At 35.0% G+C, this 17,865-nt stretch carries 16 protein-coding genes and 1 pseudogene; 7 read left to right on the forward strand and 10 right to left on the reverse strand.

Annotated features, from left to right (window positions below):
• Positions 1 to 8 precede the first annotated feature (8 nt).
• From ASE74_RS21690 to ASE74_RS21705, 4 genes are all read left to right on the forward strand, one after another.
• Positions 9 to 977: an electron transfer flavoprotein subunit alpha/FixB family protein gene (locus tag ASE74_RS21690; protein ID WP_055913955.1), complete on the forward strand. Its 969-nt coding sequence runs from the start codon at positions 9 to 11 to the stop codon at positions 975 to 977.
• A gap of 105 nt (positions 978 to 1,082) precedes the next feature.
• Positions 1,083 to 1,697, forward strand: coding sequence for a bifunctional nuclease family protein (locus ASE74_RS21695; RefSeq protein WP_055913958.1), 615 nt, complete (start codon positions 1,083 to 1,085; stop codon positions 1,695 to 1,697).
• 182 nt (positions 1,698 to 1,879) lie between these two features.
• Positions 1,880 to 3,259: a nucleoside permease gene (locus ASE74_RS21700; protein WP_055913961.1), complete on the forward strand. Its 1,380-nt coding sequence runs from the start codon at positions 1,880 to 1,882 to the stop codon at positions 3,257 to 3,259.
• 14 nt (positions 3,260 to 3,273) lie between these two features.
• Complete coding sequence (locus tag ASE74_RS21705; protein ID WP_055913965.1) at positions 3,274 to 4,395, forward strand: DUF3667 domain-containing protein; 1,122 nt, start codon at positions 3,274 to 3,276, stop codon at positions 4,393 to 4,395.
• A 149-nt stretch (positions 4,396 to 4,544) separates the two neighbouring features.
• On the opposite strand, the gene ASE74_RS21710 is transcribed toward ASE74_RS21705, so the two are convergent.
• From ASE74_RS21710 to ASE74_RS21745, 8 genes are all read right to left on the reverse strand, one after another.
• On the reverse strand, positions 4,545 to 5,834 hold the full coding sequence (locus tag ASE74_RS21710; RefSeq protein ID WP_055913968.1) for a citrate synthase: 1,290 nt from the start codon (positions 5,832 to 5,834) through the stop codon (positions 4,545 to 4,547).
• A 131-nt stretch (positions 5,835 to 5,965) separates the two neighbouring features.
• The gene (locus tag ASE74_RS21715; protein WP_055913971.1) at positions 5,966 to 6,493 is read right to left on the reverse strand and encodes a DUF3347 domain-containing protein; all 528 of its coding nucleotides are present in this window, start codon (positions 6,491 to 6,493) and stop codon (positions 5,966 to 5,968) included.
• Positions 6,494 to 6,589: 96 nt separating this feature from the next.
• Entirely contained in the window at positions 6,590 to 7,141 is a 552-nt protein-coding gene (locus ASE74_RS21720) for a hypothetical protein (RefSeq protein WP_055913976.1), read from the reverse strand.
• Between the two features lie 151 nt (positions 7,142 to 7,292).
• Entirely contained in the window at positions 7,293 to 7,793 is a 501-nt protein-coding gene (locus ASE74_RS21725; protein WP_055913979.1) for a hypothetical protein, read from the reverse strand.
• Positions 7,794 to 7,912: 119 nt separating this feature from the next.
• Positions 7,913 to 8,842 carry a tRNA (adenosine(37)-N6)-dimethylallyltransferase MiaA gene (miaA, locus tag ASE74_RS21730; RefSeq protein ID WP_055913982.1) on the reverse strand — a complete coding sequence of 310 codons (930 nt, stop codon included), beginning with the start codon at positions 8,840 to 8,842 and terminating at the stop codon, positions 7,913 to 7,915.
• The gene (locus tag ASE74_RS21735) at positions 8,842 to 9,624 is read right to left on the reverse strand and encodes a hypothetical protein (RefSeq protein ID WP_055913985.1); all 783 of its coding nucleotides are present in this window, start codon (positions 9,622 to 9,624) and stop codon (positions 8,842 to 8,844) included. The genes miaA and ASE74_RS21735 overlap by 1 nt, the downstream gene beginning before the upstream one ends.
• A 52-nt stretch (positions 9,625 to 9,676) precedes the next feature.
• The gene (locus ASE74_RS21740; protein WP_055913987.1) at positions 9,677 to 10,039 is read right to left on the reverse strand and encodes a hypothetical protein; all 363 of its coding nucleotides are present in this window, start codon (positions 10,037 to 10,039) and stop codon (positions 9,677 to 9,679) included.
• 52 nt (positions 10,040 to 10,091) lie between these two features.
• Positions 10,092 to 11,186, reverse strand: a complete 1,095-nt coding sequence (locus ASE74_RS21745) for an MBL fold metallo-hydrolase (RefSeq protein WP_055913990.1) — start codon at positions 11,184 to 11,186, stop codon at positions 10,092 to 10,094.
• 551 nt (positions 11,187 to 11,737) lie between these two features.
• Between ASE74_RS21745 and ASE74_RS21750 the strand changes: the two genes are divergently transcribed.
• The gene (locus tag ASE74_RS21750) at positions 11,738 to 12,754 is read left to right on the forward strand and encodes a LacI family DNA-binding transcriptional regulator (protein WP_055913993.1); all 1,017 of its coding nucleotides are present in this window, start codon (positions 11,738 to 11,740) and stop codon (positions 12,752 to 12,754) included.
• Positions 12,755 to 12,779: 25 nt separating this feature from the next.
• Here ASE74_RS21750 and ASE74_RS21755 read toward each other — a convergent pair whose 3' ends face one another.
• Positions 12,780 to 13,715: a helix-turn-helix transcriptional regulator gene (locus ASE74_RS21755; protein WP_055913997.1), complete on the reverse strand. Its 936-nt coding sequence runs from the start codon at positions 13,713 to 13,715 to the stop codon at positions 12,780 to 12,782.
• Between the two features lie 103 nt (positions 13,716 to 13,818).
• Between ASE74_RS21755 and ASE74_RS21760 the strand changes: the two genes are divergently transcribed.
• On the forward strand, positions 13,819 to 15,900 hold the full coding sequence (locus ASE74_RS21760) for a TonB-dependent siderophore receptor (RefSeq protein ID WP_055914000.1): 2,082 nt from the start codon (positions 13,819 to 13,821) through the stop codon (positions 15,898 to 15,900).
• A 19-nt stretch (positions 15,901 to 15,919) separates the two neighbouring features.
• Complete coding sequence (locus ASE74_RS21765) at positions 15,920 to 17,002, forward strand: HmuY family protein (protein WP_055914003.1); 1,083 nt, start codon at positions 15,920 to 15,922, stop codon at positions 17,000 to 17,002.
• A gap of 317 nt (positions 17,003 to 17,319) precedes the next feature.
• Here the strand turns inward: ASE74_RS21765 and ASE74_RS21770 are convergent.
• Positions 17,320 to 17,831: pseudogene (locus tag ASE74_RS21770) on the reverse strand (transposase).
• Positions 17,832 to 17,865: the final 34 nt, after the last annotated feature.

Raw genomic sequence — 17,865 nt, forward strand, 5'->3', positions numbered from 1 at the left:
TAAAATATATGTCAGTATTAGTGTATGTAGAACAAGCTGAGGGCAAATTTAAGAAATCTGTTTTCGAAGCAGTATCTTATGCCAAAGCCATTGCCGATCAGCAATCAACTCATTTAACCGCTATTTCTATTGGTGATGTTGCAGAAACAGAATTAAAAGAACTAGGTAAATATGGTGCATCAAACGTTTTAAATGTAAGTACCGAGCAATTAAAAACTTTTGTAAATCAAGCGTATGCAAGTGTTATTGCTTCAGCAGCTGAAAAAGAAGGTGCTGATATCGTTGTTTTATCTAATTCATTTTCTGGTAAAGGTTTAGCTCCACGCATTGCAGTAAAACTTAAAGCTGGTTTAGCCGATGGTGCAGTTGAGTTGCCTAGCAATGATGGTAAATTTTCAGTTAAGAAAACCGCATTTTCAGGTAAAGCATTTGCCATCACTGAATTAACCTCTGCAAATAAAGTTATTGCCTTAAACCCAAATGCTTTTGGCGTTAAAGAAAATGCAACTGATGCAACAATAGAGAACTTTACAGCTGATATTAAACAATCAGATCTGGGTACTGTTATTAAAGATATTGTAAGAGCAGCTGATAAGGTATCGTTACCTGATGCAGAATTAGTTGTATCAGCAGGCAGAGGGCTTAAAGGACCGGAAAACTGGGGAATGATTGAAGAATTAGCAGGTTTATTGGGTGCAGCTACCGCTTGTTCAAAACCAGTTTCGGATGCTGATTGGAGACCACATTCAGAGCACGTAGGACAAACAGGTATTTCAATCAGTCCTAATTTGTATATCGCCATTGGTATTTCAGGAGCAATCCAGCATTTAGCGGGTGTAAGTTCATCAAAAGTTATTGTAGTGATCAATAAAGATCCGGAAGCACCTTTCTTTAAAGTGGCAGATTATGGTATTGTTGGTGATGCTTTTGAAGTTGTACCAAAATTAATTGAAGCATTAAAAGCGCATAAGGGATAAAAATAAACCTTTAAATCTCGCAGTTTTAAAATGGCGATAGCCTTCAATGAGTTAGAAAAAGAGACTTATCATCAGAATTAAACCTGCGAGGTTTGAAAAACAGATATGAAAAAAGTAAAATTAGATATTGTAGGTTTATCTTACAGCCAGACTCAATCTGGTGCTTATGCCCTTGTTTTAGGAGAAGTAAATGGACGTCGCCGGTTGCCAATCATCATTGGAGCCTTTGAAGCACAGGCCATTGCTATAGAAATTGAGAAAATGACTCCAAGTAGGCCATTAACACATGATTTATTTAAATCTATGGCCGATACTTTTCATATCAATATTCAGGAAATAATTATCTACAACCTCGTTGATGGTGTGTTTTATGCCAAACTGATTTGTAGCGATGGTAAAAATACACATGAAGTTGATGCCCGGACATCTGATGCAATTGCTTTGGCAGTTCGCTTTAATGCCATGATTTATACCTACGAATTTATTTTGGCTTCCGCCGGAATCGTTATTGAAGGAAATGACTTTCTTTTTCTCGAAAATATGGATTCTATTGCCAAAGAGCCTGAAGCCGATAGTTTGCCAACCTCTACCAAACAACAAGGCTACGGTGACCTTACCTTAGAAGAACTTCAGCAAAAATTACAGGAAGCCATTGCTGATGAAGCTTATGAGAAAGCTGCACGCCTAAGAGATGAACTTAACAAACGCGGAACTTCTTAAACTGACTAAAAAAGACATTTTCTACAAAATCCAATGAGATTTTTTCTAAAAATCACTAAATAAAAAGCCAAATCTCAAAATAGCCCAAATTGTTTAAAATAATTTGGGCTCATTTTGGATTATGATTCAAAATAGTTCTATATTCAGCTTTTACTTTCAATAAATCAAACTAAACTATTATTATGAACGTTAAGTTTCGCTTAACTATAATGAGTTTCATGCAATTCTTTGTGTGGGCTGCCTGGTTAATTACGATTGCAAATTACTGGTTTGGAACCAAACAATGGGATGGTGCAGATTTCGGAATCATCTTTTCTACAATGGGTATTGCTTCGTTATTTATGCCAACCATAACCGGTATTCTTGCCGATAAATGGATTAACGCAGAAAAACTTTACGCCATTTTACATATTCTATATGCTGCTACCATGTTCTACTTGCCTCAGGTAGAAAATCCGCATACTTTCTTTTGGGTAATGCTGGTAGCCATGTGTTTCTATATGCCAACCATAGCATTAAGCAATTCCATTAGCTATACAACCTTAAAAAATGGTAATTTTGATGTAGTTAAGAATTTTCCTCCTATTCGCGTTTGGGGTACAGTAGGCTTTATTGCTGCCATGTGGCTTACCAATTTAACAGGAAATAAAGCAAGTGCAAATCAATTCTATATCGCCGGCATAAGTGCCTTATTTTTAGGTGTATATTCATTTACACTTCCGGCATGTAAGCCACTTAACTTAATTAGCGAGAAAAAAACATTTGCACAAAAACTCGGATTAGAATCTTTTAAATTATTTTCTGATTACAAAATGGCATTGTTTTTTATCTTTTCGATGTTTTTGGGTGCGGCTTTGCAATTAACCAATGCATATGGAGATGTATTTTTAGATGAATTTAAACTTTTTCCTGTTTTTGCAGAATCATTTGTAATTAAATATTCTACAATTATTTTATCCATCTCCCAGATTTCTGAGACATTGTTTATTCTAGCAATTCCATTTTTCTTAAAAAGATTTGGGATTAAATGGGTAATTGCAATCGCGATGTTTGCCTGGGTATTGCGTTTTGGCTTGTTTGCATTCGGCGATCCTTCTACCAATTTATGGATGATAATTACTTCATGTATTGTATATGGTATGGCTTTCGATTTCTTTAATATTTCAGGTTCTTTGTTTGTAGAAACATCAACTACGCCTAAAAATCGATCATCAGCACAAGGTTTATTTATGATGATGACCAATGGCTTTGGTGCTGTATTTGGTAGCTTGGTATCCGGATGGATGATTAATAAATATTTTACCACCTATTACAGCAATATGGGTTCATTATCAAAATATGTTAAAAGCGAAGCAGACAATGTGCACCTGCTTAAATTTTTAAATGATAAAGGGATAAGTGTTTTACAAAATGGAGATTTAAGCCGCGCTTTGGATGTAAAAGACTGGCACAACATCTGGTTGTCTTTTACCATTTATGTACTGGTTATTGCAATAGTTTTTGTAATTATATTTAAACACAAACATACGCGAGCCGAAGTAGAAGCCATTAACCATTTATAAGATCGATTTATCCCATGTCAGCCGGTAAGTATAGAAAAGAACACAATTGCTTAAACTGCGGTTCGCACGTTGAGAAACATTATTGCAGTGATTGTGGCCAACCAAATTTAGAATTAAAAGAGAGTTTCTGGGGCTTTATCAGCCATAGTATTGCGCATTATTTTCATTTCGACAATAAATTTTTTCAAACCCTCTCTCCTCTTTTAACTAAACCTGGGCAGGTTACACTTGATTACCTGGCTGGTAAAAGAGCCCGGTACATTAACCCGGTGAGCATGTATATTTTCGTATCGATTGTATACTTTCTCGTGGTTTATTCTCCAAAGCATGTAACAAAAGATTCGGATGAAAACCACGTCAATATTGTAAACAAAAAGGACCGGAATGTTAGCGATAGTGTAAAAAAAGCATTGAAACTGAGTGGAATCTCAAAAGAGATTGCTACTAAAGCAACAACTACAATAGATGAGGCCATTAAAAAGCAAGAATTTGTAAAGCTTGGTTTTACTGATCAGGAAAAAGAACTGAGCAGATTACATGCAGAAAATGCAAAGTTAAAATCAGACTCACTTGCGGATATTATTGAAGAATACAATGATATCCATATCGAAAGGAATGATAGCACTTATGCTGCTTATTTATCCAGACAGAAGAAATTACCGATTTCTGAACAAGATGGTTGGTATGAGAAATTAATTAAAAAGAGAGCAATAACAATTGGCGAAAAATCGGAAGTAATTCAGGAAACTTTGGAACACAACCGGCCAAAACAATTTTTCTTGCTGATGCCACTATTGGCGTGGTTTATTATGCTCAATTTCAGGAAAAACCATATCTATTACCTTGATCACCTGATTTTTACCATTCATGGCATGATGGTTTACTTTATCGTGTCTATTTTTACTCAACCCATCATGAAACATGTGTTTGGTGAAAGTTCTTTAATGAGTAATATTATTGAAATTGCAGTTACTGTATACTTATTCTGGTATATGTTTAAGGCACTTACAGTCTTCTACCAGCGTAAAACATGGAGTACAATTTTTAAAATATTCTGGATATTGATCCTTTATGCGGTTGCTTTCAAATTATCAGAAATGGTGATGATCAACCTGATTTATTATGTAGCAACATAAATTCTTATATTCAACCTATGTAACCGTTGGATTTATTCAAGGCGCGATTAAGCAAGAAATAAAATCAGTATAAGGGTCGCTTGATAAAAAATAACACACAAAAAAACCACTCGAAATATCCGAGTGGTTTTTTTATATGTTTTACAGTATTATTTTCTGTCTTTCAATTCAACAAATTCTCTATCCGTTTCGCCAACATAAATCTGACGGGGACGACCAATCGGTTCCTTGTTTTCATGCATTTCTTTCCATTGTGCAATCCATCCTGGTAAACGGCCTAGCGCAAAAAGAACAGTAAACATTTCTGAAGGGAAACCTAAAGCACGGTATATAATACCTGAATAGAAATCTACGTTTGGATATAATTTACGGTCGATAAAATATTGATCAGTTAAAGCTGCTTCCTCTAATTTTTTAGCAATTTCTAAAATTGGATCATCGATACCTAAATTCTCTAAAATATCGTCACAAGCCTTTTTAATGATTTTTGCTCTTGGATCGAAGTTTTTGTAAACACGATGACCAAAGCCCATCATACGGAAAGGATCGTTTTTATCTTTTGCCTTTGCAATCCATTTTTCTGTATCACCACCATCTGCTTTAATTAGCTCAAGCATATCGATAACAGCCTGGTTAGCACCACCATGTAATGGCCCCCAAAGTGCAGCAATACCTGCAGCGATAGAAGCATATAAATTACAATCAGAAGAACCTACAATACGGACTGTAGATGCTGAACAGTTTTGCTCGTGATCTGCATGCAGAATAAGCAATTTGTTCATCGCATTAACAACAATCGGATTTACATCATAATCCTCTGTACGTTGTCCAAATGTCATCCAAAGGAAATTGGTTACATAGTCATATTTATTTTTTGGATAAATAAGCGGATGACCTAATGATTTTTTATAAACAAAAGATACAATGGTAGGGAATTTAGCCAAAAGTTTAATAATGGTTAAATCCTGTTCTTCTGCAGTTTGATTTGGCTTTAAACACTCTGGATAGAAAGTAGATAAAGAGAAAATTAACGAGCCAAGTTGCCCCATTGGATGAGATCTTGATGGATAACCATCAAAAAATTTCTTCATATCCTCATGGATCAACGTGTGCTTGCTGATATCAGCCTGTAAATCTTCCAATTGTTGTTGCGTAGGAAGATCACCATAAATGATCAGGTAAATTACTTCTAAGAAACTTGATTTTGCGGCAAGTTCTTCGATAGAATAACCTCTATATTTTAAAATGCCTTTTTCACCATCTAAAAAAGTGATTTTACTTTTTGTAGAACCAGTATTTTTAAAACCAGTATCTAAAGTTACAAAGCCCGTAAGATCTCTTAATTTTGAAATATCAATGGCTTTTTCATCTTCTGTTCCTGTAATTACTGGCAATTCTATTGTTTTACCATCAACTTTAATCTCTGCAATATCTGACATATTATTGTATTGTGTTTATAGCTTCTAAATTATATAAAATTAATATACATGCATAACAAATCTGTTAAATTAATATGAATAATTGGTCAAAATGACGTAACAATCATGCTTAATTTAACGGCTTCTGCTATCTATTTTGACTTGATCTCTTCTGCAACCCTACCACACTCCAGCATTTCATTTCCGTAATAAGGATTTCTGATTTCCTTTTCTGTTGATAACCAGTCTCCTCCATCACCTTTATTTGCCATCGGGCAGTGTTGAACATAAATTGTGCCTTTTTCGATTTCAGCATTTTTTAACAAAGCAATTAAATCGGCACTTAAAACGGTAAAATCTTTTCGTTGTGAAACAAGGTTATTACTGGCTGCAATTTTACTGGCTACACCAGCAGTAGGTTCGCAACCTTTATAGGCAGCCAAGCTGGTTTGTAAATGAGAAGCAGATTTTTGGGCAGCGGCTGAATCTGATTTCACCAATGCATCTTTTAAGGTTACATATTGGCTAAATATTTCAGATTTCTGCTTGTCTTTTATCGAAACCTCATTTTTAACAGTTAATGAATCTGTTTTTGTGGAATCTTTTACTGTGGATTTTTTATCAACCTGATTGCAGGCCATTAAAATGGTGAGTATTGCTATTCCGAATATTCTTTTCATTGTATTTGGTTTTCGGCTCAAATTAGCAATTAAAATGGTAAATAAACAAAAAAGTCCCGATTTTCATCGAGACTTCAATATTATATGATCTTTTAATTATAATTTAAAATTATAAGCTAACCTCAGGTTAAATTGTCCTGTTTTCATGAAATAAAGATCTGAAGCGCTATTGTTTACATAACCTTCATATTTCACGCCAAGGTCTAAACCGTTTTTCCATTCGTAACCTAAACCACCTGTGTAGATAAAGTTCATGTTAGCACCGTCTTTAATTGCTAAACCAGAACCTAATTCAGTAGCAAGGTACATTCTTTCGATCGGGAATACCCTTACACCACCTAATAATGGAATAAATTCGAATTTAAGTGGACTTCCTTTCCATTTTAAGCGGGTATAACCACCAGATGCTGTAACAGCTACGTAAGGGCTCAAATCATACTGAAGTTTAACATCAGCACCATAACCGTAATCCATTTCAGATTTATCAGGAAATATACCATAGTTTACACCTACACCAATTTTGAAAGCCATACCACTTCCTGTCGTCATAGGCTCGGTAGAACTCATTGTTTGTGCTTTTAAATTAGATGTGGTTAAAATTGCAAGAGCTGTTAATGTCGTTGCAAAAAGTTTAGTAACTGTTTTCATTTTAAGATATTTTAAGTTATTAATTAAGGGTTTCGGTTATATACGATAAAATATCTTAAACGGATTTTTAAATTTTCATTTTTTTCAGAATCTTATGAAATAAAAAAAGCCCCCTTAAAAGGAGGCTTTTAACTATTTAGTGAGTAAGCGATTACAAGCTAAATCCGTAAGCTAAACGGATACCTGCAAAACCAATACTACCATTATTTGAATAACCTTCATATTTTGCTGCTAAATCTAAGCCGTTACTCCATGCGTAACCAATTGCTGGAGAATAAACAAATGAAGTACCTGCACCTTTATTAGTGCCAAAACCTGCACCTAGTTCAGCTAAACCATAGGCACCTGCGCCAGAATCGTTAAAGAAATACTTAGCACCTGCTTTAACTGGAATAACTCCAAAGCTTCCACCTCCGTAAGAATCTTTAATTGAAAAATTATTGTAGCCAGCTGTTACAGGTATAGATAGTTGCTTATCTACGTTAAACTGATATCTGATATCTCCACCAAGGACAAGACCATAGCCAGTTGAAGTACCTGCACCAACGTTTAGTCCGATTCCTAAATTACGAGATTGTGCATTAGCATTTGTAGAAAAGAAAAGTGCCACTACAGCTGCTGAAGTAGCAAGAATTTTAGTAATTGTTTTCATTTTTAAGGATGATTTAATGAGTTAAATATATTATGCCTCAACAATTACAAAGGCTGTGCCAAAAGCTATTTTATACAACAATTTAGGAGATAAACCAACGCTAAAATGACTAAAAATAGCTAAATCGTTTTTTCTAAAACTTTTTCTATTACAAGGTGTTTTAGGTGGTTCGTTTGTGACGCCGCATCAAGCCAAATAATGTTTACACTGTCCTTTTCCATCTTCCTGAAAAAAGTATTTTGCCGTTTGGCATATTGGCAAATGGCTATGCCAAGTTTTAATTTTAACTCATCTAAAGTATATACCCCATCGAGGTAGTTTACAATAAATTTATATTCTAACCCGTAAAAAGTCAGAATTTCTTTGCTAATTCCATCTTTAAGCAGTTGTTCTACCTCCTCAATCAAACCAGAATTGAATCTTTGATCTAATCTCGCCAAAATTTTTCCCCGGGTGATTTCCACTTCATTTTTTAATCCAAAAACGATGGGTTTTAAAACCGGTCGGTCTATAATTTCGAGTTGATTGTATTTTAAGAAATCTGATATTTCCAGTGCCCTGATCATCCTTTTTTTTGATGATAAATCAACATTATCCAGGCTTTTGTGGTTATTGCTTTGCAATTGATCTATAAGTTCTTCTTTGGATAAAAGATTCAATTGATTTCTTAATTCTTCATTTACCGGAATGGCTGTAAAAGTTTGATTTTGCAAAAGACTATGGATGTACATGCCAGTACCTCCACAAAGAATTGGCATTTTATTTTGCTGTGTTATTGATTCGAAGGCTTTGTAAAAATCATTTTTAAAAGCATCAACATGATAGCGTTCACCTGGTTCCAAAATATCAATAAGATGATGGGGAATTGTTTTATGATCAATCTGATATTCCTGAAGATCTTTCCCAGTTCCAATATCCATGCGCTTAAAAACCTGGCGGCTATCGGCACTTATTATCTCCCCATCCAGTGCATCAGCTACCTGTACAGCAAGTTTGGTTTTACCTGATGCCGTTGCGCCTAAAATGATGATGAGATTTGCCTTTTCCATTAAAACCAGAGAATAAATTTTATACTTCCTGTATTAAACACCTCTTGTCTAGCTGTTTGATAATCCTTTTTTATCAGCCGTTTCAAATTTTCATCCAATAAATAAACCATAGGTTCTAAAATATCAGTTTGTTCGAATCCCAATTTGGTATAGGCCTCTCCTGCCGACCAATCACGGTCCGCATAAGTCATTAAATCATTCGGTTTGTAGGTTTCTAAAAAATGGGATATTAATTTACTCAATCCACCGGTTATGGAATAACCCGCTTTAACAGCAAATCTGATCAGCTCTGCTGAGCGGTAATTTTCGCTATGATTCATTTTTCTCAAAGCTGAAAAAGTGGCCACTGCAACCAACTCTTCTTTTTCAAATAAGCCAAACTTATAACGGCTGCTTACAGAACCTTGCAAGTGGTTTTGATTTAAAAACTCATCTGCTTCGGGCTTTGTTACTTTAAATATTTTAGTTTTTCTTCCGTAAATGCGTACGTTTTTTCCAAGTAAGGATTTAATGCGTGCCAACACTAAAACAGGCCTGGAGAGCCAGAGATCTTCCCAAAGATGCACAAGCTTGATGTTATTGATGGCGTAAATTTCTTGTAACTGGATGAGTTTTCCTGCTGAAAATGGATTTTGCAAACTTACCAAATGAATAATAATGTGATGGTTTAATTGCAAGAGATGGAATCCATCTTTTAAAAAATAGCAGCACTCAATTTGGTTATTGGCTAGTGCTATGCTTAAATGATGATGCCAGTTATCTTCAGCGTTTAAATTATTCAATCAGCAGCAGGTTATGGAGAAATTATTTGCCGCAAATTTAACGATCAAATCATTAAATCCATTGCTTTTCTTTAAAGTTCGTGTGGATAATTTCGATTAGCGTTTCTACTTCCTTTAACTTGTTATCATCAAGTGTAGTAATTTTTAAGCCAGCTGTATCGCCTCCAAAATCAACCAGCTGTTCATTTTTTGAAGTAAATTCTGACGTATTTATTTTTACTTCCACCTCGCTCCCGTTAATGTAAACGCCAGTAAAAAATCGTTCTGTGATTTTCTTACCATCCAGCTCGATATTTTTTTCACTATATAAATCGTAACCGGTTTCAGAATTTTCATGCACTGTATAACCCATAGCTGCGTATGGTTGTATGCTTGCCCTAATGGTTTGAAAAATTTCTACAAGATCAGTTTTCATAATTCTATTCGATTTTAGAAATTAAACAGCGTACAGCCATTATTGTTTAGGTTTATTGTTCGAGCCACCAGTTTTCGGTAGGTAAATATTCATTTAGAATCACTGTTTCTCCTAATCTGGGGGTAACTAAAGGCAATTGTTTCAGTGAGGCGGCCTCTACAATTCTTTTTATTGGCTCGTTCCATGGGTGCATGGCCAGGCTAAATTTACCCCAGTGAACTGGCATTAAAACCTTTGCTTTTAAATCGATCGCCGCCTGAACGGTTTGTTCAGGAAACATATGGATGTATGGCCAATATTCGTGATATTGCCCACATTCCAATAAAGCGAGATCAAACGGACCAAATTCTTCTCCAATTTTGGCAAAATGTGTGTCATAACCCGAATCTCCACCTAAAAATAGTTTGTAGTTGGCAGTTTTTAGTAGAAATGCAGACCATAGGGTTTGATTTCTTTTAAACTTCCTGCCTGTAAAATGCCTTGCAGGAACAGCCGTAAAATTAAGCTTGTTAAATAAAGTAATGGATTGATTCCAACCCAATTCGTTGATCTTTTCGGTTATAATGCCCCATTTTTCTAAATGTTCTCCTACACCAAGTGAAGTAACAATTGATTTTGCTTTAGGTGCGATTTTAAGGATACTTTGATAATCAAGATGATCGTAATGGTCATGTGTTATTAAAAGGATATCGATATTTTCAAATTGATCTGCATTTACCACATCTGTACCCAAAAAAGCTTTGCCACCGATAAAAGAAAACGGAGATGGCGTTTTACTAAAAATCGGATCAACCAGTATTCTAAATCCATCCACCTTAATCAGGTAAGATGAATGTCCGAACCAGATAATTTCAGGATTGTTGTTTTTGGTTTTTCCGGCAATATCGGGTGTAATAAATGGTAGTGCTTTATCTGGCGATTTTCCAGGGTTTTTCTGAAAAAAGAATGCTTTTAAAATTGTAAAAAAACTCACCCCTTCAGGCTGCATAGGTGTAATTGAAAGGTTTTGCAAAGCACCATCACGGTAATTAGGCATTTGATGGATTTTATTCAGCCGTAAACCTTTAGGTAAGCGACCGAAAACCGGTAAATTTATGATGATGATAAAAAGCACTACTATGGAAAGTAGGATATATATAATAGCCATTTTGAAAATTAATGCAACCAAAGTAGCAATATGATTTCAGAAATAAAGCGTGGCGAGTATATATGACGTATGAATTACTTCTTCTTGAGTCAGAAATTCATAATGTTTACACATTCAGGCATGATAATACCACAAATGGAGCTATTTTAAATAATCATTTAATTAAAAATGATTTTATACCTTTGAAACGGGTTAAACATATAGCTTAGATAACTTATTGTACCTGCATGCAGGAAAATAACCCAAATTGGCGAGGAGTGGTACGAACACTTCTCGTTTTTTGTTTAAATACCCCTCCCAACCGGACGGGCATTTTGTTAATCATTGGGGTATGTTTTATCGTAATGTTAATTCAATTTTCGAGTGCTGGAATTAATTTATTTTTATAAAAATTCTAATCTAATTTTTCAGTCGTTAAGAATTGATTATTTGTCGAATGTATTGATATTTACATCATGAAGGAAAGAATCGACAAAAAAAAACAACGCAAACGTTTGATTAATTTTGTATTATTACATATTGAAGAAATTTAATGTAGTTTAGCAATTACAATGCAATCGAAACCAACAACCATTAAAGAAATAGCCAGAATTTTAAACATTTCTCCTTCCAGTGTTTCCAGGGGATTGCACGATCATCCCAGCATCGGAGCGGTAACAAGAGAGAAAATTAAACAACTGGCGAAGTCTCTAAACTATGAGCCAAATAACGCTGCAATTTTATTTCAAAAAGGAAAGACTTACACTATTGGCGTAATTTTACCTGAACTTTCTGAGCATTTTTTCTCTATTGCCATTTCTGCAATAGAGGATGAAGCAATTAAGAAAAACTATACAGTTATTTTTGCGCAATCGCATGATAACTATGACCAGGAGGTTAAACTTGTTGAAAAGATGAAAAATCAGCGGGTAGATGGTTTATTGGTTTCTATCAGTAAAGACACTTCAAAGTTCGATCATTTTGAAAAGTTAAATTCTTTCAATATCCCTGTTGTATTTTTTGATCGCATCCCTCCTTTTAAAAATGTTCATTACGTAGCTTGTAGTTTGGAAAGTGCAACCATTAAAGCCGTTAATTATTTGCTTAAAAAAGGACATAGAAGTATTGGGATGATTAATGGACCAACTACATTGTATGCCAGCGAGGAGCGTAAGGATGGATATATGCAGGCCATTACTTTTAATCGCTTAAAGTTCGATCCTTCATTAGTTGTAAATTGCGATTTAACTGAACAAGGGACTATTGAAGCTGCCGACCATTTTTTAAACCATAAAAGAAAACCTACGGCGATTGTTACTTTTAACGATTATGTTGCGCTCTTTTTAATTAAATATTTTAAAAAGCTTAATGTAATCAATGATTTTGACGTGGTGAGTTATGCAAATCTGCCCATTATCAGTTATTTAGATAACTCGCCTGTGGCATCGGTTGAGCAATATCCTTATCTACAGGGACAAAAAGCCGCAAACATTTTGCTGGATCTTATTCATAGTCCGAATTCCGAAAATCAGGCTTATTACAATACAATTGTAGAATCTGATTTAATTGTGAATGAGGTTAAAGATTAGAGAAACAAACGTTTGCGCTAAGTTTTTAGTTTTTATTTAAAATTCCGGGTAAAATTTGATACTTTTTTTTGAAAGCTACTATAAAATGCTGTGCGTTTTTATAGCCTACAAGAAAGGCCACTTCATTTACGGTTCTTTTTTCTTTCGCCAACAGATCATGGGCTTTTTCCATCCTGATTTTATATAAATAACCAAAAACGGTATGTCCGGTTAATTCTTTAAAACCCTTTTTAAGTTTATAATCATTAATTCCGGCTTTGCGCGATAACTCCATTAATGAGTATGGCTTTTGTACATCTTGTTCTACCAGGTATTTAGCCAACATAATCTTATTCACATCATCTTTTTTTAAGCTAAACTTAGGCTGCTCATGCTTTTGATTCATGTAAATGATCAACAGTTGAAATATTTTTGCTTCTATAAATAAGCGCTTTGCCCTTCCCTCGTGGTTATGGAACATTAAATCCTTTAGTATTAAAGCGATGTCTGGAGAAATTGATTGCTGTTTATGAAAGGATGTAATGTTATCGAATTGATAACCTGTTATTTGATTAAAATATGTTTTTGTAAATTGTAGATATAAATATTTGCTGTTTTCAGTCAGGCTAAAATTAATTGCAGTAATTTTTCCTCCATTGATATTTTGTTGATCCTTGGTGAGCGATAAACTACTACCTTTTTGATGGTTACAATAATAATCGATTATACCATTTAGGCAGAATAAGAAGCCAATATTCGAATTGGAAGTTTCGAATAAAAAATCTTCCTTCTGATTGGTTTCAACCTCCATTATACTCATGTGGACTCCATTAAACCACTTTTCTTTTAAATTTAATGCTGCATTTTCCGTGCGCAGGTCTGTTTCCTGCTCACCGATATCTTCATTACTATCAAAATTTTCAGGGTAGCTTTTTTGATAAAGAATATTTCCGTTTGAGCATGTTGAGAGTTTAAATTCCATAAATGATTTAATCCGTTTGGCGGTATTAATTATCCGTTTAGCGTTATCTGCTTTTTGTGATTATGTACAAATTTGCACAATTATTTATAATTAGTCTAAATAAATGAAAATATATTTATCAATTGCTTTATCGCTTTTTGGATTTGTAACTGTTGCTCAGGAAATTAAAGTTGATAGCACGAAGGCAAATGATTTAAAAGATGTTGTGGTTACGGGGCAGTACGGACCGCAAACATTAAAAAATTCGGTTTATAACATTAGAACGATCACTGCTGAGCGGATAAAACTTAGAGCTGCCAACAATGTGCAACAAATTTTAAATACTGAATTGAGTTTTCGCTTTAGTAATGATTTAACCTTAGGAACTACTGATATACAGTTAATGGGGATGACGGGTAGAAATGTTAAAATCCTTTTGGATGGTATACCTATGGCCGATCGATCGGATACGCGTGAAAGTTTAAACCAGGTTGACATCAATACGATTGAGCGGATTGAGATTGTGGAAGGACCGATGTCGGTAATATATGGAGCAGATGCACTGGCGGGAGTAATTAATATCATCACCAAAAATCCGGATAAAAAATCACTAAACCTTTCTGCAAGGATTCAGGAAGAAACCGCCGGCGAGGAATATGAAGCTTTATCAGGTAAAGGAAATCACATGCAAAATTATAGCGCGAACTGGAAGAATAACCATTGGAGTGTGTTGGCCGGCTTTTCGCATAACGATTTTGGCGGCTGGAATCTGGCCAGTAAAACAGCAACTATAGATGAAGTGAATGTTGTTACAAACCGGTGGAAGCCTAAGGAACAAGTATTAGCCAATACTAAAATTGGTTACCGGTATAATAATTTTAACATTTGGTACCGTTTGGATGGCCTAAAGGAAGTTATTGATGTACGAAATGGGCTTAACCCAAACAATTACAAAGGTTTACTTCAAACTTATACCACACATCGCTATACACAACAGCTTCAATCAGAATATAAAATTAGCAATAAGCTGCTTCTTTCTGCCGTTGCGGGTTTCACCAAACTTGATCGTGCAACTAAAACAGTTATTCATGATTATGCCAATAATACCGAAGAATTATCAAGTGGCGCCGGAGCGCAGGATGTTGCAAAATTTAATGCGACTAATTTCAGGGCGACTGCAATTTATAATTTAAGTCAATCAGTTTCATTTCAACCAGGCATCGAATATAGTAGAGATGCAGCCAGTGGGCAGAGAATTAAGGGTTCGCCTGTAATTAATGATTATGCGGCATTTGTTACTGCTGAAATTAAATTGGCTGATGCGATAAATATCAGACCAGGAATAAGGTTGATCAAAAATTCAGTTTATGATGCTCCTCCAATTATCCCATCACTTAACGCTAAAATCATCCTGACTAAAGATCTTGATTTTCGTTTAGCATATGCAAAAGGTTTCCGGTCACCTGCGCTAAGAGAATTATATTATGATTTTGTAGATGCCAGTCATAATATTTTAGGTAATCCAAATTTAAAAGCAGAAGAATCGAATAGTTTTAATGGCTCGCTTGTGTGGGTGGTTAATCACGACCGCGATATTGAGTTTCGTTCTTCTTTAACCGGTTTCTACAACCTGGTAAAAAACAGGATTGATTTTGGCCTGTCTCCAACAGATAATTCAATAACCACGTTAATTAATATTTCTAAATACAAAACCACTGGTGGTACTCTTGATAACGTTATCACTTATAAAAAGAATCTACAGGCTAGTTTAGGGCTATCTTACATTGGCAGGTATAATGATTTAAGCGAAAACAATACTATAGAAACTCCTCAATTTGCCTGGGCTACAGAAATAAATTCGAACATTACTTATACACTTGCCAAACTACGCGGAAGTATCAGTTTGTTTTACAAATACACAGGCGCACTCCCTAGTTACCAGCTTATTACCGAAAACAGTACCAGCACAGTTAAACTGGTAAAGATCAGCGGTTTCCATACAGCTGATTTAATGCTGAACAAAAATCTATTTAAATCTTTAACCATTAATGCTGGAGTTAAAAATCTATTTAATATAACACAATTAGCCAACAGCTCAACAGCAAGTGGCGGGGCACACAGTACTGGTGGTGCAACTGTACCTTATAGCTATGGCCGCGCTTACGTTTTGGGCTTAAGTTATAACCTAGATATAATTAATTTATAATAACATAATCACAATAAACATGAACAAATTTAACTCAATGACCGCTATTGCTTTTTTAGCAATAACATTTACAGCTTGTAAAAAAGATTCGGATGAACCTATTATAGTTGTACCGCCATCTGATGGAAGTACTTTAACACTTAACGGATTAATTGGTGCTGAAGCAGGAAGTGCTGCTGGTAATAGTGTTTATGTTGATTTTAGTGCCGATAAACAAACTTCAGCAGAACGTGATAGTTGGGATTTAGGCTTTTATTCGGGAGCTGATTTTAAAGTTATCCTCAACTCAAGTAATGGTGCTTCTGCCTTAGTTATCAATAAAACAGATTTAAATGCTGTAACAATCTCCGATTTTGATCCTAATGGATTAAAAGTTGGTCAAGGTCAGGGTAATTTTTCATTAGTTGACGATGGCAGAGAAACTAATATCTTAAATAAAACAGCCATTGCAGCCATCTCATCAACAGATGCTGAAAATAAAGTTTATATAATCAACAGAAAAGGTGGTGCTGCAACTGTTCTGGCTAATGAAGAACTTTATAAAATTAGAATAATTAGAAAAGGCACAGCAGGTTATACCTTACAATATGCTAAAATAACCGAAACTACTTTTAAAACATTAGATGTTACGAAAAATACTGATGCGAATTTTCAATTTGCTTCATTAGTGAAAGGAACAGCGGTTACAGTTGAACCTGCCAAGGCAAGTTGGGATATTGTTTGGGGTTATAGCATGTATTGGACAACATCAAAAGATGTAAACGGTAATACAATCTATTTACCATATGCATTTTCTGATTTAGTTTTCATTAATAATTTAGTAGGTACATCTGCTGCAATTGTTACAATTACAGATACAAAAACTTATTCAGCATTTTCAGAATCAAACATTGCTGGAGAAACATTTTTAACGAATAGAGATGTAATTGGTTCAGGATGGAGAAGTACACAACCTGCTACAGGTGTTAATACAAAGATTTTTTATTTAATTAAGGATGCAGCTGGGAATGTTTACAAATTGAAATTTATTTCAATGGGTGCTGGTGATGCAGGCACACGTGGTAAACCAGTAATCGAATATAAATTGGTGAAAAAGGGATAAATAAAATTACCGCCCACTGAATTTAAAAATATGTTTTGTTAGTTGGATAAAAGCTCTCCGCGATGGGGAGCTTTATCTTTTTGGGGCAAAGCTATAGACTTAAGAGGTTTGATATGCATGTTGCATTTTAAAGCCCGTATTATGGCTCAAGATAGATACCAATGCATTAGAGCGGAAAAGATAATATTCTGCTTAGCGTTAGCTAATTAAGATCTTGAAACAAGTTCAGGAAGACGATTGGTGGCTTCTTGAGATTTTGGAAATCTAAATGGTACGGCTCTATTGGGATCAAGCGGAAAAGTTGGGGGAGTTAAACTCTAGGCATATATTTTCGATAATCTGAATAAGAAGAACTTAATATCCCTTACACCTCTCGATGTTGCTCTAAAGGCTTTGATCTTKGCATTGAAAGATTCTGCAGAAGCATTTGCGATTGAATTGATCTGGCAACAGTCCTAAAGGAATCAATTCCGCATGCTTCGACCTCATTATACCAGATTGCCAATCTTTTAAAGGCCTGTTCCTTACTTTTGCACAAYCTGAATATATCTCCCAATTTTTGGGCAATAYTATATGCATTCTTTAATTTGGGATACCTTWYGAAAAGTAGCTCTGCTCTAAGTTCTTGATTCCGTGTCCATTTTGAGGGATGTTTWAACAAAAGATACCTGCTCCGCGCCAGCAATTGCTTTAAAGTATCTCCATTAGCCAACACTTCTGGATGGTAAGCAGTTTTGTTCTTTTTWGCCGTTGCGATATCCTCATTTTCTGCATCGATAGCCTCCCAACGATACTTTATCCTAACTTCCTGAACTGCATCATAAGCCAATTTCTGAACATGGAAACGATCAATTACCCGATGC

Source organism: Pedobacter sp. Leaf216 (genome assembly GCF_001421515.1).
GTDB lineage: Bacteria > Bacteroidota > Bacteroidia > Sphingobacteriales > Sphingobacteriaceae > Pedobacter.

Excerpts from the sequence above, each read along its gene's own strand:
- ASE74_RS21765 (WP_055914003.1), top strand. The coding sequence starts at position 15,920 with ATGAACAAATTTAACTCAATGACCGCTATTGCTTTTTTAGCAATAACA.
- ASE74_RS21750 (WP_055913993.1), top strand. The coding sequence starts at position 11,738 with ATGCAATCGAAACCAACAACCATTAAAGAAATAGCCAGAATTTTAAAC.
- ASE74_RS21705 (WP_055913965.1), top strand. The coding sequence starts at position 3,274 with ATGTCAGCCGGTAAGTATAGAAAAGAACACAATTGCTTAAACTGCGGT.
- ASE74_RS21710 (WP_055913968.1), bottom strand. The coding sequence starts at position 5,834 with ATGTCAGATATTGCAGAGATTAAAGTTGATGGTAAAACAATAGAATTG.
- ASE74_RS21720 (WP_055913976.1), bottom strand. The coding sequence starts at position 7,141 with ATGAAAACAGTTACTAAACTTTTTGCAACGACATTAACAGCTCTTGCA.
- ASE74_RS21690 (WP_055913955.1), top strand. The coding sequence starts at position 9 with ATGTCAGTATTAGTGTATGTAGAACAAGCTGAGGGCAAATTTAAGAAA.
- ASE74_RS21695 (WP_055913958.1), top strand. The coding sequence starts at position 1,083 with ATGAAAAAAGTAAAATTAGATATTGTAGGTTTATCTTACAGCCAGACT.
- ASE74_RS21745 (WP_055913990.1), bottom strand. The coding sequence starts at position 11,186 with ATGGCTATTATATATATCCTACTTTCCATAGTAGTGCTTTTTATCATC.
- ASE74_RS21755 (WP_055913997.1), bottom strand. The coding sequence starts at position 13,715 with ATGGAATTTAAACTCTCAACATGCTCAAACGGAAATATTCTTTATCAA.
- ASE74_RS21715 (WP_055913971.1), bottom strand. The coding sequence starts at position 6,493 with ATGAAAAGAATATTCGGAATAGCAATACTCACCATTTTAATGGCCTGC.
- miaA (WP_055913982.1), bottom strand. The coding sequence starts at position 8,842 with ATGGAAAAGGCAAATCTCATCATCATTTTAGGCGCAACGGCATCAGGT.
- ASE74_RS21700 (WP_055913961.1), top strand. The coding sequence starts at position 1,880 with ATGAACGTTAAGTTTCGCTTAACTATAATGAGTTTCATGCAATTCTTT.
- ASE74_RS21760 (WP_055914000.1), top strand. The coding sequence starts at position 13,819 with ATGAAAATATATTTATCAATTGCTTTATCGCTTTTTGGATTTGTAACT.
- ASE74_RS21725 (WP_055913979.1), bottom strand. The coding sequence starts at position 7,793 with ATGAAAACAATTACTAAAATTCTTGCTACTTCAGCAGCTGTAGTGGCA.
- ASE74_RS21740 (WP_055913987.1), bottom strand. The coding sequence starts at position 10,039 with ATGAAAACTGATCTTGTAGAAATTTTTCAAACCATTAGGGCAAGCATA.